Source organism: Shewanella sp. SM74, assembly GCF_025653725.1.
Classification (GTDB): Bacteria; Pseudomonadota; Gammaproteobacteria; order Enterobacterales; family Shewanellaceae; genus Shewanella; species Shewanella oncorhynchi.
In genome coordinates this window covers 230,413-245,393 of the sequence record NZ_JAKKRZ010000001.1, presented here as the reverse complement: position 1 = coordinate 245,393, position 14,981 = coordinate 230,413, and the positions used below count along the sequence as shown (strand labels likewise).

The following is a 14,981-nucleotide window of genomic DNA, read 5'->3' as shown; positions in this document are numbered from 1 at the left end:
GTCTCTAGTCCATTCTGTGGTTTATTAAGGATATTTTGGCTAAAAATGATTAGCCTGGAACGGGATAGTCTAACGGCAATTCAACTTCAAAACGAGTGCCTTGCCCCTGTAGGCAATCGGTAACGCGAACACTACCGCCGTGTGCAGCTATCATACCTTTACAAATAGCCAGCCCCATACCTGTATTCTGTTTTTTCTGATCGCCATCGGCAACCACATAAAACATATCGAAAATTTGATCCCTATGACTTGCAGGGATCCCCGGCCCTCTGTCTTCTATTGCAATACAACAGCGATGATTTGAGATGGATAATTCAATACTAATAGGCTCTTCTGGTGGTGAAAATCGAACAGCATTTTCAAGAATGTTAAATAGTCCTTGTTCGATCAGTGCCGCATGCACAAAGAGGAGTGGGGGTTCTTTTTCTCTGTGATATTCAACGATTGCATTAGGGAAATAGCGTTTAAGCCTGCCAAGTACGCTGCCAATAATATCATCTGCCGAAACCCAATCACGCTCTATGCTCAAAGTGCCATGACCCAGGCGTGTCATATCGAGTAGATTTTGGATATAGCTGTCCAAACGCCGGCTTTCTTGCAAAATAGTATCAAGTAGCTCGTTACGGTCGGCCTCTAGTAATTGTTTATTCAATAGTTTTAAGCTCTCCGCCGCCCCCATCATGGCTGAGAGTGGTGATTTTAGATCGTGAGACACTGACGATAATAATGCGGAACGTAACTGCTCAATTTCTGTTTTCACCCGTGCTGATTCAAGATCTGACACTAACTGAATACGCCGCCATGTATTAGCGCCTTGCTGTAACATGGCCAGAATAAGCTCTCTATCAAACGGACTGAGTTCATTGACCGTAGGTTGCCAATCTAAAATCGCCGCGCCAATCGTCGTACCTTCAAGTTCAATGGGGAACACACTCACACCAGATGCGCTCAAGGTATCGCTCAAACGCCCCGCCGCTTGCCCATGGCGCAAGGTCCAATCGATTGCGGCTAAATCAAGGTCGTTAAATGGCGTATTCAGCAGCGGTAAATAGGATCGCTTACCATCTTTACGCTGCAAAACAATATAACAATCGGCATTCACTGAACCAGCAATCTTGCGCCCTATCGTTTGCCAAAGGGCTTTTTCATCATCGGCAACCGATAATTCTTGGGCAACATCTTTTAAGGTTTCAGCATAACGATTAGACTCGCGCAGTAAAATAAACTGATTTCGGATCCGAGATGCCGCAGGGCCACTGATAAGCCCTATACACATCAAAAAGATTAAAGTGGCAATATCATCCTGACTATTTACATTCATAGTAAATTTGGGATCAGTAAGAAAGAAATTAAAGCTGAAAAAAGACCACACCGCAGTTGCCATGGCAGGCCTAGCGCCATAGGTTAAACCAATGCTGACAATCAAGAAAACATATAACAACACCAGATTGCCATTACTGAGCCAAGTATCTAAAAATGCCACCAGCGGAAAAATAACCACCACGCCAATCAGCCCAAGAATATGGCCTCGAAGATCACCAAAACTGGCTTTAGGCGTAATGGGATCTCGTACTTGCATTTGGTTTTCGGGTGCGTGGTAGACACTCACCTCAACGGGTAAACCAGACTCAATCAAGCGTTGATACAGCCTTTTACGCCACCAAGGATAGGTGCGTTTCACACCCGCGCCGACTAATACTGTGTTAATTCGATGCAGGGCTATGTAAGGTAAAATGGCCTGATAACTGCTCGTGTCGCGTAATACTTCGGTCTGCGCGCCAAGTTCCTTCGCTAAGGCAAAGGCCTCATTTAACCTTTTCCGCTGATAAAGGCCCAGCGCTTTGCCGGTATCGACCCAAAGCACTAACCAAGGAATTTGCCGCCGCTCGGCAATCTGCCGACCTATGCGGATCAAATACTGATGATCACTGCTGTTACTCACTAAAACCAACAATCTGTCTTTGAGAACAAAATCTGTTCCCTGTGCTTTGGCATCGAGTTCACAAATCAGTTTTGCATCGACTCGCTCTATGACTTTTTTCATTGCCAATTCGCGCAGTGCCGTCAAGTTCGAGACCGAAAAAAAAGCATCTAAAGCCGAACGAGCATACTCTGGCAGATAAACTTTGCCTTGCTGTAAGCGTTCGATGAGTGTTGATGGCGGTAAATCGACAAATATAATTTCATGGGCTTCATCAAGGAAGCGATCGGGGACGGTTTCCCGTACCCGCACTTGAGTAATTTGCAACACTAGATCATTCAAACTGACCAAATGTTGGATATTGACTGTGGTATAGACATCAATGCCCGCAGCCAATAATTCTGCGACGTCTTGATAGCGCCGTTTATGGCGACTACCGGGGACATTCGTGTGGGCCAACTCATCGACTAAGATAAGCTTAGGCCGACGAAGCAGCGCCGCATCCAAATCGAATTCTGTTAAACGATTATGATGATAATCAATGGGTTTACGTGCCAATACCTCAAAACCCGCTACCATGGCCTCGGTATCGGCACGCCCATGGGTTTCCACCAGTCCAACCAGCAAATCGACACCTTGCTGGGCCATTTCCCTTGCCGCACTGAGCATTGCATAGGTCTTGCCCACGCCAGGTGCCGCCCCAAGAAAAACCGTCAGTTTACCTTTATCATTTTGCTGTATCTGACTTAAGAGCGCATTGGCTTGCTGTGTTTGACTGATTGGTACCACGATTAGAAACTCCTTGAAAGACTCACTATCCAGCGCGCATCACACAGGGACTGGCACTGACTCTGCGATAAATCCGTATCGACATAACCGACACTCAACACATCCTGCTCAGTCATATTGAGGTTCAGCCCAACTCGCCAATCTAAATAGTGGCTATTGCTTGCGGCCATAGAACCTAAAAACAGTGCCATATCTTGCTTAGAAGCAAAAAAATTGCTCCCAAGATGCAGTACTAGACTTACATTAGAGAACAGTTGCGGCTCATAACTGGCATAAACATACTGAAAATCGTCCACATTCTCGCCAAAATAATCAGGAGAATAAACCAGCCCTAACTTAGCATCGGCGTAGCTTACCACAGCATAAATTTCGTTATAACTCAGGTCGGTATCGTCCTGAGAGTATTGGTAACGTATCACGCCTAGGTCCGTTGTTAAGCCATTATCCCAATCTTTAGCCCAGCCAGCGGACAAGTCGAGTTCTAAACTTCCATCCCCAAATTCGATGTTACTGCCCCAAAGCGAGCCATACCAGCCAGAATCATGGCTTAGGGTATACCCTGCTTGAACTGCAGGTCCTTCATCAGTTTGAGAAATACCGCGAAACGCATAATCACTGATGAGCATCACACTCCCTTGGCTCTGCCAAGAGGCATTGCCCCCATGAGTCTCAGTGCTGGCAAGCGCACCCATAGAGAGTGAAGATAATGCCATCATCACACCCGCACAGAGGCGTGAACAAGGAGCAGACTTAATCGGTAACATAAAAATTTATCCTTAAATTCAGTAGAATATTGTTTTATTGAGCGTGTTTAGCAATCTGGTCGAGAGCGAGGTTGAGCTTGAGCACATTGACGCGCGCTTGCCCAAAAATGCCCCACTGCGGTGGTTCGATAAATTGCGCCACTAAGGTCAACACTTGTGGTTCGGCTAACTGTCGAGCCTGAGCCACGCGCGCGACTTGCAGTTTGGCTGCTGCGGGTGAAATATGAGGATCCAGTCCCGCCCCCGATGTGGCGAGTAAATCCACTGGAATATCAGCGGCCTGAACAGATTCTCTGGCTTGAATTTCTTGGCTCGTTGCCATCACACGTTCACGTAACGCCGGGTTACTCGGCGCAAGGTTACTACCACCTGTCCCCATTGGATCGTAACCGACAGCGCTCGGCCGACTATAAAAATAGGCTGGATTAACAAAGGTCTGAGCGATGAACTCAGAACCCATCGCGACATTATCCCTGTGGATCACACTGCCCTTAGCTTGTACGGGAAATAAAGCGCCACCGAGCTGAGTCACAGTGCCGGTGTAAACAACACCGCACACAAATAATAGGGCGAGACTGGCTCTCAATCCCATAACAACATGTTGGGTTTTAGTGGGATATACGATTGAATTCATTACTGTCTCCTAGAGCATAAGTGCAATGATTGAGTCGAGCGCTTTAATGCCGACAAAGGGTAAAATCACCCCACCCAAGCCATAAATCAGCATGTTATTTCGCAGTAATTTTTCTGCACTTATAGGTCTGAGCTTGATGCCTTTTAATGCCAATGGAATTAAGGCGGGAATGATAAGAGCGTTGAATACGAGCGCTGCGAGTACGGCTGAGGTTGGGCTGTGAAGCTGCATCAGATCCAGTGCGCCAATCGCAGGCAAAGCCCCCGCAAATACCGCAGGAATAATGGCAAAATACTTAGCCACATCATTGGAAAGGGAAAATGTAGTCAAGGCGCCGCGGGTGATCAGCAATTGTTTACCGACTTCAACGATAGCCAGTAATTTAGTGGGATCTGAATCCAAATCCACCATATTGCCAGCTTCTTTAGCGGCTTGGGTACCTGAGTTCATCGCAAGACCCACATCGGCCTGCGCTAATGCTGGCGCATCGTTAGTGCCATCCCCCACCATAGCCACTAATCGACCTTTGGCCTGCTCTGCGCGAATAAGGGCAAGTTTATCCTCAGGTTTAGCTTCAGCGACAAAATCATCGACCCCAGCTTCGGCGGCAATCACGCCAGCCGTTAGCGGATTATCCCCTGTCACCATGATGGTCCTTACACCGAGCGCCCTTAAACGGGCAAACCGCTCCGCAACGCCAGGCTTAATCACGTCACTTAAGGCTATAACCCCTAAAATGTGCGTGCCACTGGCGACGACTAAGGGAGTTCCCCCCTGCAAAGCCACTTTACGGATAAGCGCATTAACAGATTCAGGCCATTGCATTTGATGCTGCTGCGCCCAAAACTGCATCGCATCGCCCGCGCCTTTTATGCCTTGAATACCATCCTTTAAAATCACCCCAGAAACCCGAGTCTCTGGCGTAAAAGGAATAAAAGTCGCATCCGTAGGCTTAACAGGTAATACCGCTCCCAAATCAACAGCCAATTTGAGTACAGATTTCCCTTCAGGGGTGGGGTCATCTAGCGAGGAAAGCACTGCCGCATCACGCAGCATCTCAGGTGCAATGCCTTTCACGGGTAAAAACGCAGTTGCTTGGCGATCACCAAAAGTGATAGTGCCCGTTTTATCTAGCAGTAACGTATCGATATCCCCCGCAACTTCCACGGCTTTACCCGATTTAGCGACCACATTGGCGGCTAAGGCGCGGTTCATGCCTGCAATACCAATGGCAGGTAACAAGCCACCAATCGTGGTTGGGATCAAACACACTAATAGTGCAATTAACATAGTGTAATCAAGGCTTGCACCGACAAAACTTGCTAGCGGCGGCAAAGTAACCACCACGAGTAGGAAAACCGCAGTCAATGACGCAAGTAGTACGGTTAATGCCGTTTCGTTCGGTGTCTTTTGACGTTTAGCCCCTTCGACGAGCCCTATCATTCGGTCTAAAAAGCTATTACCGGGATCATTAGCAACCAGTACGGTAATTTCACCCGTAAGTACCTTAGTGCCGCCAATCACACCGGAATGGTCTGTGCCAGCTTCGCGCAGCACAGCCGCAGATTCACCGGTAATCGCCGATTCGTTGATAGTGGCTATCCCTTCGATGATTTCACCATCGGCAGGAATATAGTCACCCTGTAAAACCTTCACCTTATCGCCTTTAGCAAGCTGAGTGGCGGATATTAACTCCAACTCACCATGGCGTATTCGCCTAGCTTGTAATGCCTCTTTTGCAGACTTTAAACTGGCCGCTTGCCCGCGACCTTTTGCCTCTGCCACAGATTCAGCAAAGTTAGAAAACCACACAGTAAGCAAAAGGATAAGGGTCGTGGCTAACTCAAATCCGACGGTATCTCCGTTAAGGAACCTTTGCACGGTGATCAGTCCAGCGAGCAAAGCACCAACGAGGACCACAAACATCACTGGGTTACCAGCCATGCTCACTAAGGACATTTTTTTTACAGCACCAAAGGCAGCTTGCTTCACGCCGGCGCTATCTAATATTTGAGCAGGTTTATGCATGACTATTTCTCCAGACTCATAGTGGCAAGTTCTAAAGCTTCGCCAATAGGCCCTAATACCGCCGCAGGTAAGAAAGACAGGAAGTTAATGATTAAAATCACAGCAATAAGGGTGAAACAAAAGGTGGGACTCTCGAGCTTCAAGCTCGCGTTACTGTCGGGACTCACTCTTTTACTCGACATCATCCCCGCAATCGCCAGCGGTAAAAACAGCGGCAGGTATCGACCGAGCAGTAAGGCGATAACGCAACTGATATTCCACCAAGGCGTGTTATCACCTAAGCCTTCAAAACCCGAACCGTTATTAGCAAAAGCGGAGGTATATTCGTAAAAGACTTGCGAAATCCCATGAAAGCCGGGGTTACTGTTGCCCGTAATACTCGGGATAGCCACAGTGATCGCCGTCAAACCTAAGACGCACAAGGTAGGTAAAACTAATAGACTTCCCAAAAGAGTGATTTCACGGGTTTCGAGCTTACGACCAAATATCTCTGGCGTACGGCCAATCATCAATCCCGATAAGAACACAGCAATCCACACATAAACGATAAAGTTAACAAAACCGCAGCCAATACCGCCCCATATCGCATTGAGTAACATGCCTGATCGCGTCATCAATCCCCCTATTGGATTGAAGGAATCGTGCATGGCATTGACCGAACCGTTAGAGGTTTGTGTGGTAAAAGAAGCCCATAGCGCCGATAGCTCAGGTCCAAAACGAACTTCTTTACCTTCCATATTAGGCCCTTGGGCGCTTAACCCCGCAAAGGCAGCGTTGGGTTGCAACTCGCTGTACACAGTTGCCCCAAGAAAACTGACGCTCAATAGACCCATAGCCACCAAAGCCATCAAGGTAAATTTTTTGCGTCTTAGCATTCCGCCAGCCATAAACACGACGGCCATAGGGATCAGCACTAAGGCAATGGTCTCGATTGCATTACTGACTGGCGTTGGGTTTTCTAGCGGGTTACTGCTGTTGGGGCCATACCAGCCTCCGCCATTAGTACCTAACTGCTTAATGGCCACCATAGATGCTACGGGGCCGATCGGAACGACCTGCTCAGAGATAGGTGATGCAGAATCTAAGGTGTTCACTTTTTGCGCACCGTCAAAACTACTCGGTACGCCTTGCCAAGTCAGTAACAGCGCAACAATAGCGGCTAATGGCAGCATAAGTCTGAGTACACCGCGCACTAGGTCAACATAATAGTTACCCAGATTTCGAGCCTCGCCCTCTTTGGCGCTGTCATTATTCAACCCGCCTAACATTCCCCGCAAAATCGCCACACAAACCGCCAGCGCCATGGCTGGAGTGACAAATTGCAGCGTGACAATGACAAATCCTTGGGATAAATAACTGAGCTGAGCCTGCCCGGAATAGTGCTGTTGATTGGTATTGGTGAGGAATGACACCGCAGTGTGTAAAGCCAGATCCCAAGATAATGGTCCTATGCCATCGGGGTTAAGCGGTAACACATGTTGGAATTTAAGGATAAGAAACGCCAAAATGCCAAGTACCAAGTTGCTGATAAGAAACGCCGCACCATAGGATTTCCATGTCATCCCCGAATGGGCATTTACGCCTATAGCCCGATAAATCCACTTTTCAATGGGATTAAATAAACGATCTGAAAAATGGGACTGACCAGAGAAAACTCCTGTCATATAGGATCCCAACAGCCATGCGAGCCCAAGCGCAGTAGTAAAAATAAGGGTAATTTCAAACATAACGACTCCTAAAACTTATTAGGGGCAAACATTGCCACTGCTAAGTAGATGAAAAGTGCTATGGAAAGTATTAGAAATATCCAGTCCATATAATTTGTCCTTAAGAAAGTGAGTAACAGGACAAATATATGAATTAACCGCGTAAAGTCTCTAGAGTTCAAATGACTAATCCCGTAAAGAATACGTAAAAGTCATCATAATCAGTGGTAAATAAGGCCACAATAAACCATGGCATTAGCTATAAAAGTAAAATAAAAATGCCAGCTAGAAATACTAACTGGCATTAACACATGACCAAGCGATGATATTGTAGATTAATTAAGCTCTATATTTTTCATTTTATTATAGCTATCAGTCTTAATTTCTTTAAGTACACCTTTATTGTCATCAATAAATAATGCTTTTATATCATTCTGATTAGCGACGACTAATCCTTCTTGACTTCCTAAACATAATAGCGCTGTAGACCAAGCATCTGCTCTAGCCGGATCCGTTGCCAATACAGTTACAGATACTGTGTTATGGGTTACGGGTTTACCGGTTCGCGCATCAATAATATGTGAATAACGCTGCCCTAAATGATCAAAATAATGACGATATGTACCCGATGTCATGATCGCTTGAGGGAAATCAATAAGCAGAACCTTTTGCATTGTTCGCTGTTCGGGCAGCGGTTTTTCAATCGCGATTTTCCAAGCAGAACCGTCGAGCTTACTGCCGTGTACGACCATTTCGCCGCCAATCTCTACCAAATAATTATCGATATTGTATCGCTTTAGCACATCTGCAACTTTGCCTACGCTATATCCCTGTCCAATCGAAGATAAATCAAGATGTACCTCTGGCAAATCTTTAGTTAACATTTGATTATCAATACTTAAATGATGTAAGCCAACATAGGTTAATGTCTGTTGAAGTGCACTTTCTGTAGGAATAGTTAATTGATTATGGGTAAATCCCCACAAATCGAATAATGGTTTAATGGTCAAATCATAACAACCCTCCGTTTTTGAAGTGACCTCCTTGGCTATCCCTATGAGCGCTAAAATATCATCCCCGACCGCCATAGCTAAGTGCATACTGTTAAAACGAGAAATCACCGAATCTGAACGATAAGTAGACATATGAAGATCTATTTCTGCCAATTGCCGCTCAATCTCGCGGTTTATCTCTGTACTATTTATCTTGTCTTTACTCCAAAATGTCACATGCCAACTCGTTCCCTGCGCAAGGCCTTCTAACTTGGTATACACTGGCGATTTCTGACACCCTACTAGCATAATGAGTAATATACATCTCAATAACCATTTCATTTACTGACCCTCCCAGTCAATTCGACAAATTAACCATAAAATACACTTAAAATTAAAATCGCCAGAATGCCCGTGAGAAAATGATGAGTACAGGAAATATTTCTAATCGCCCAAAAAGCATAGCGACACACATCAGCCATTTAGCCGCATCTTTTAACGTGCCAAATCCAGATGCAGTGTCACCATAACCAATCCCCATATTATTAATGCACGCGGCGACGGTTCCAAAGGCGGTGGCAAAATCATGTCCAATGGCGACCAATCCCCATACAAAAACGCAAGTAAAAAATATGTACAGGAAAAATAATCCCCATACTGAACGAATGACTCTGTCTGAAACAACTTGGCCACTGATCTTTGTCGTTAAAATGGCATTAGGATGAACCAATTGATGAATTTCTCGGATCCCTTGACGGTACAAAAGTAAAAATCTGACAGCTTTAATACCGCCACAAGTAGAACCAAAGCATCCACCAAAAAAGCTCGCGCCTAATAATAAAAGCACAATATGACTGGGCCAATTAGGATAACCTGCAGAGCCTAATCCATTGTCCGTCATAACTGAAACTGTTTGAAAAAATCCATGTACTAATGAATCTTTAATATCAAAAGTTTGAGTACGATTCAGCTCTAAACAAGCGATCCCAACAACGATAGATAATATGAGAATAAAAAATCGAACCTCCGCATTATACCAAATAGGCTTGAAGCTTCGCCGAACTAACACTATGTAGTATAAGGCGAAATTGATTGCTGCCAGTATTGAAAACACACCACCCACAAGCTCAATTGCAGCACTGTTATAATATCCTAAGCTGTCACTATGTGTGGAAAATCCACCCAATGAAACGGTAGATAGACTATGACATATGGCATTAAACCAATTCATTCCTGCAAGTTTATAAGCAACTGCACAACCTAAGGCAAGTACGCTATAAAGCCCCCATAAATTTCGAGCCGTATCCGCAAGGCGGGGCGTCATCTTTTCCTCTTTCATGGGACCTGGCATCTCAGACTGATATAATTTTGCGCCACCAATACCAAGAAATGGCATAATTGCAACGGCCAAAACAATTATCCCTAACCCACCGAGGAAATTAAGCTGTGCTCGATAAAATAAAATCGATTTGGGTAGTTCATCAATATCTGAAAAAATCGAGGCTCCAGTCGTCGTAATGCCAGACACACCTTCAAACATGGCATCGGTTAAACTCAAGTCCAATCGTCTATCAAGAAGAAAAGGTAATGCACTCATTAAGGAAAATATCAGCCAAAATAAACAAGCGACCATGAAGCCATCACGTTTTTGCAGATTTTTATTTTCCTCACTTGTCATCTTCCAACCGACCACACCAATAAAAAGGGAAAGGAGGAATGTGATTAAAAATGGAGTGATATATCCATCTTTATAAAATAATGCAACAGCGATAGGCATCAACATGGTGAAGCTATATATGACAATCAAAAAGCTACATAGATGAATTATGGTATGAAATCGAGAGCTAGATTTCTGTATTCCACTGACTGCAATCATTCCAACTCACCTTTAGATATTTATCGTGAAAGACTTAATGAATAATTTATTAGGTATCATAAAATACAAGCGCTCACGTCCTGTTCTAAAATCATATGCAATCGATAACAGAGTTATGTTAGGAAATAGATCTTCCCCTAATACTCTTTGTTGTCGTCTAAGGTGGATTGCAAGTTGACTTATCGTCTCGACAATGGCTATGACAATAAAAGCGATTAGATTGATAAAAACAGCCACATCTATCATTGGGAGGGAATAATAAGGAGCGTTAAATAAAAAATTAACACGAATAGCTTCAAAAAATGCAGCCATATACGCATATTTAAAACAACATTGAAGTGTAATCATAACGACAACGAGTTGGAGTACAATAATAATGCTTTAGATGACACCCTCCAAGAGGGTAAATACAAGCAAATAGCGAGTAAGCACTCAGAAATAAAGCTCAACCTAACAGAGAGTTTAAAAACACTTAGTTTTTCCATCAAAATGTAAGTCGTTATGCCATACAGATTTTCACTTTAACAGACGAAAACAATTCTGACGCGTAAAAAAAACGTAAAAAATTACGGGAATTAACTTTATATAGACGAAATTAATAACATTATACTTTTGAAATCCCCAATCAATTTAACTGGGGATGGCTAGTATCAATATGCTTAAATGGCTAAGGCTTGCTCAAGATCGGCAATCAAATCTTGAGGATCTTCGACGCCAATGCTCAATCTAATCAGGTTGTCATTCACCCCTGAAGCTAGCCGACTCGCAGCATCCATAGCGGCATGAGTGGTACTAGCGGGGTGGCAGGCAAGGCTCTCTAAGTCGCCTAAACTGACCGCTTGAGTAAACAAGTTCAAATGATCTAAAAACTGCGCAGCTCGATTAAAACCGCCTTCGAGCTCAATACTCACCATACCGCCAAAAGCGTTGATGGTTTCACTCAGAACTTGATGACCTTGATCCTCTGCTAGCCCTGGGTAATAAACTTTTGCAACGCTCGGATGGGTTGCAAGAAAAGCGGCGACCTTAGACGCGCCCGCAAGATGTGCATCCATTCTAAGTGCTAAGGTACGTAAGCCTCGCTGTAATAAATAGGCTTCCTGTGGCCCAATCGCAGCGCCGATATGTTTAAGTGCTATAGTGCGGATAGGTTGCATTAATGCCTTAGGTCCAGCGACAACACCTGCGATTAAATCGCCATGACCGCTTAAATACTTAGTGGCACTGTGCATCACAATATCAATGCCATGTTCCAGCGGTTTGAATAAATACGGGGTTAAAAACGTATTATCACAAATGGTTATAGCGCCCACTTTTTCGGCGGCAAGCTTAACCTTACGGTAGTCACTGACTTTTAAGGTCGGATTAGTGATGGGCTCAAATAAAATCATTTTTGTTTCGGCGGTAATCTCTGCCAATAAATGATCATCATCTTGATAACGGCGCACAGTAATACCCGCGCGGGTTAACGTTTGGATTAAAAATGCCGCAGTGCCACCGTATACGGGGTCGATAAATGCGATTTCATCGCATTGACTCGCTAAGGCATAGAAAATACTGCTGATTGCCGCCATCCCACTCGCAACAACGAGTGCTTCATCAGCCCCTTCCAGTTGTGCTAATTGATATTCAAGCGCCTGCACTGTCGGATTCGCCATGCGACTGTAGATAAAGCCCGGTTGCTCACCTGCAAAACGGGCTCGACCATCCTCGGCACTACCGTAGGCGAAGGTGCTACTTTGATAGATAGGAGTTGTAAGAGCGCCCGTCGAGTTATCAGCGGCATAATGGGTGTGAAGTAATTTAGTTTTAAATTGCATAATAGATCCTAATAACCATTAAATGGCATGAGCGAATGAGGCGTAATGTGCTTGAGCAACGTCGGGATGAGAGCGCAAACGCCCTTTTAATACGTTCTGGCCCACTTGGTGGAAAAGAGGATTTAATGGATCGCTTGCCGGTCCTTGAGCTTGGTTCGCCAGATGCTTTGGCAAAGGTAACAAAGGAACTGTCGCATTCAACTGCGCCGCCATAAAAAAGGCACACGAGTAGCGCTCGACCCCAGCAGGCGGGCTAGTCACCCTATGGTTGGTTGCCTTTAAATACCCATTAGAAGCCAACTCAAGTAATTCACCTATATTCACCACAAAGGCGTCTTCTAATGGCGGTATGCTTAACCAACCGTTGTCAGTCTGAACCTCTAAACCGGATTGCTTATCTTGCAGCACTAAGGTCAAATAGCCAGGATCTTTGTGTGCCCCTACACCTTGGCCTGAAGTCTGTCCATCCGCGCTGGGATAGCGAATAAGCTTCATATGCTGATAAGGACCCGCTTCGATCGTGGCATCAAAGGCGCTTTCTGGCTGCTCTAGCGCAACAGCTAAAGCCCTCAATAGTGTGACACTGGTATCGGCTAAATCCTGTTGCCATGCCAATAAAGTCGATTTCATCTGTGGTAATTGTGACGGCCATTGATTAGGCCCCTGTAGCTGCCACCATATAGGCACATCAGACTGCTGAGGGTTAGCCACTTCTTCTTGCATGATATCAAACTGTTCCCGCAAGTCCGGTTTCCCTAAGGTCAATTCACCTTGCAAACGGGTATAACCGCGAAAATGCGGTGTATTAGCCATTTTCACCGCAAGTTTATCTACGACGGGCAGCGCAAAGAAATCTGCCGCTAACTTAAGTACGTGCTGCTGTCTAGCAAGCTCAATGCCGTGGCCGGTGAGATAGAAAAACCCTATTCTTCTGGCTGCATCGGCAAGCTTAGTAATAAAAGCGTTACGACGTTGTCCACCGGCATGCCAATCACTTAAATTCAATATCGGTAATTGTTCCATCAATGACTCCCATTTAATGCATTGTCTGAGCCGAATTCTATGCCTTTATGGGTCGATGGATAATGAATTAATAACTATTTGATATATTAAATGGTAATAATAGATCATTTGGATATATATACATCTAGGCTTCTATACTGCTAGATTTGAATTTCAAAGCGTAAAACAGCGCTAATTATTAGGCCAACTCAAACTGCACCACTCAGATAAACATCATAAGCCATACTGCTTAATGATATTTATCTGGTTACTTTTCAAGATATTAGTAAAATTAAGATATAAAAATAAAAGCGAGCCCACTTTTGCGGCACTCGCTTTTTAAGGTTTTTAAGTTTTAACGTTTCTAAGTCAAGTCAGTTATAAACCTAGATGCTTCTACAAATGACATTATTGATCATGCCAAATCAGCACTTGGGCTGGCTCACCATTACTACGGGTAGCGCGGTACATACCTTCGGTATTAAATGGCGTAGCAATATTGCCACGCTGATCGACTGCAATCACACCACCTGAACCGCCAGCAGTGATAAGACGTTGATTAATAACTTCATCTGCAGCCTGAATGATGGATTTTTGCTGATATTTCACCTTGGCACAAATATCCCCCGCGACGAGGTAACGGATAAAGAATTCACCATGACCCGTTGCCGATACGGCACAAACACCGTTTTCAGCATAAGTGCCAGCACCGATGACAGGAGAGTCACCAATACGACCAAAGCGTTTTGCCGTCATACCACCGGTCGATGTACCTGCAGCTAAGTTACCCTTTTTATCTAAGGCGACAGCACCAACGGTACCAAATTTGTAATCGAGGTCCTTCATCTCAACATTAGCAACTTGTTCAGATTTAGCCGCAGCTTGCAGTTTTTGCCGTGCATCGAGTAATTGCTGATAACGCTCGTCAGTATCAAAATGATGATTTGGCACTAAAGTAAAACCTTGAGTCAGTGCAAATTCTTCTGCTCCTGCGCCCGAGAGCATCACGTGCTCAGATTTATTCATCACGGCCAAGGCTAAGTCAATTGGATTGGCAATATGACGCACTCCAGCGACAGCACCGGCATTCATCGTTTTGCCATCCATAATGGAGGCATCTAATTCATGTCCGCCGTCATAGGTGTAAACCGCGCCTATACCAGCATTAAACAGAGCACTATTTTCAAGGATATTAATTGCAGTTTGTACTGCCACTAAGCTGTCACCCCCCTCCTCTAAGACTTTTGAGCCTTTATCGACCGCTTCCTTTAACTTATCTTTGTAGGCTTGGCGTTGTTCAGGGGTGAGATTAGCTTTAGAAATCGTCCCTGCGCCGCCGTGGATCGCAATGGCGAACGGTTTATCATTGGCAAAGGTGTTATGTGACATAAAAAGTAGGCCCGAAATAATTAAACTAAAGGTGGCTAATTTTGTTTTCATTCTTTACAT

General features: G+C 44.8%; 12 protein-coding genes. All 12 read right to left on the bottom strand.

The window, feature by feature from the left end:
- Positions 1 to 49 precede the first annotated feature (49 nt).
- Positions 50 to 2,710 (bottom strand): sensor histidine kinase, encoded by a 2,661-nt coding sequence (locus tag L5M49_RS01085; RefSeq protein WP_263265284.1) that lies wholly within the window; start codon positions 2,708 to 2,710, stop codon positions 50 to 52.
- Between the two features lie 2 nt (positions 2,711 to 2,712).
- A complete protein-coding gene (locus L5M49_RS01080; protein ID WP_263265283.1) occupies positions 2,713 to 3,474 on the bottom strand; it encodes a TorF family putative porin in 762 nt (253 codons plus the stop codon).
- A gap of 34 nt (positions 3,475 to 3,508) precedes the next feature.
- Positions 3,509 to 4,108: a potassium-transporting ATPase subunit KdpC gene (gene kdpC, locus L5M49_RS01075; RefSeq protein ID WP_263265282.1), complete on the bottom strand. Its 600-nt coding sequence runs from the start codon at positions 4,106 to 4,108 to the stop codon at positions 3,509 to 3,511.
- Between the two features lie 9 nt (positions 4,109 to 4,117).
- On the bottom strand, positions 4,118 to 6,136 hold the full coding sequence (gene kdpB, locus L5M49_RS01070) for a potassium-transporting ATPase subunit KdpB (protein WP_169459007.1): 2,019 nt from the start codon (positions 6,134 to 6,136) through the stop codon (positions 4,118 to 4,120).
- A gap of 2 nt (positions 6,137 to 6,138) precedes the next feature.
- Positions 6,139 to 7,863, bottom strand: coding sequence for a potassium-transporting ATPase subunit KdpA (gene kdpA / locus L5M49_RS01065; protein ID WP_263166414.1), 1,725 nt, complete (start codon positions 7,861 to 7,863; stop codon positions 6,139 to 6,141).
- 8 nt (positions 7,864 to 7,871) lie between these two features.
- Positions 7,872 to 7,952 carry a potassium-transporting ATPase subunit F gene (locus L5M49_RS25320; protein ID WP_105252297.1) on the bottom strand — a complete coding sequence of 27 codons (81 nt, stop codon included), beginning with the start codon at positions 7,950 to 7,952 and terminating at the stop codon, positions 7,872 to 7,874.
- 225 nt (positions 7,953 to 8,177) lie between these two features.
- Positions 8,178 to 9,176 carry an FAD:protein FMN transferase gene (locus tag L5M49_RS01060; protein ID WP_263265281.1) on the bottom strand — a complete coding sequence of 333 codons (999 nt, stop codon included), beginning with the start codon at positions 9,174 to 9,176 and terminating at the stop codon, positions 8,178 to 8,180.
- Between the two features lie 52 nt (positions 9,177 to 9,228).
- Positions 9,229 to 10,710 (bottom strand): TrkH family potassium uptake protein, encoded by a 1,482-nt coding sequence (locus tag L5M49_RS01055; protein WP_049821715.1) that lies wholly within the window; start codon positions 10,708 to 10,710, stop codon positions 9,229 to 9,231.
- A gap of 12 nt (positions 10,711 to 10,722) precedes the next feature.
- Positions 10,723 to 11,082: a DUF4118 domain-containing protein gene (locus tag L5M49_RS25315; RefSeq protein WP_411569095.1), complete on the bottom strand. Its 360-nt coding sequence runs from the start codon at positions 11,080 to 11,082 to the stop codon at positions 10,723 to 10,725.
- A gap of 287 nt (positions 11,083 to 11,369) precedes the next feature.
- Positions 11,370 to 12,530, bottom strand: a complete 1,161-nt coding sequence (locus L5M49_RS01050) for a trans-sulfuration enzyme family protein (protein WP_263265280.1) — start codon at positions 12,528 to 12,530, stop codon at positions 11,370 to 11,372.
- Between the two features lie 18 nt (positions 12,531 to 12,548).
- Positions 12,549 to 13,553 (bottom strand): isopenicillin N synthase family dioxygenase, encoded by a 1,005-nt coding sequence (locus L5M49_RS01045; protein ID WP_263176353.1) that lies wholly within the window; start codon positions 13,551 to 13,553, stop codon positions 12,549 to 12,551.
- A 387-nt stretch (positions 13,554 to 13,940) separates the two neighbouring features.
- Entirely contained in the window at positions 13,941 to 14,972 is a 1,032-nt protein-coding gene (locus L5M49_RS01040; protein WP_168824061.1) for an isoaspartyl peptidase/L-asparaginase family protein, read from the bottom strand.
- Positions 14,973 to 14,981 lie beyond the last annotated feature (9 nt).